Source organism: Bacillus sp. SIMBA_074 (assembly GCF_046534555.1).
GTDB classification, from domain to species: domain Bacteria; phylum Bacillota; class Bacilli; order Bacillales; family Bacillaceae_G; genus Bacillus_A; species Bacillus_A mycoides.
Genome location: NZ_JAWRYM010000174.1, coordinates 1 through 373 on the forward strand (window position 1 = coordinate 1; position 373 = coordinate 373).

1 protein-coding gene is annotated in these 373 nt (G+C 68.1%); it reads left to right on the plus strand.

Annotated features, from left to right (window positions below; all coding sequences use genetic code 11):
• Positions 1-146: 146 nt before the first annotated feature.
• Positions 147-373, plus strand: a 227-nt coding sequence (locus SB773_RS30360; protein WP_410593909.1) for a GAP family protein, incomplete at its 3' end; no start/stop codon positions are given.

Below are 373 nucleotides of genomic sequence, written 5' to 3' on the forward strand. Positions count from 1 at the left end.
CGTCCACGCTGAAGGCCTGCGAGGGCGTCAATCCGTGGCTCAGCCGGGCGAACACCGCGAAGGTGTCCGGCAGCGACCTGGTGATCTACGCCAACGGCGGTCAGAAGGTCGGCACGCTGCCCAAGAGGTGAGCGGCGGAGATCAGCATGGGCGCAGTCATCGGGGCGATCCTCCCGCTCGCCGTCGGCATCGCGATCAGCCCCATCCCGATCATCGCCGCGATCCTGATGCTGCTGTCCCCGAAGGCGCGCGGAAGCAGTCTGGGATTCCTGCTCGGCTGGGTGCTCGGCATCGTCGTCGCGGTCGTCGTGTTCACCCTGCTGTCATCGGTGCTCCCGCGCGGCGAGGGAGAGCAGTCGAAGCCGATCGTCGG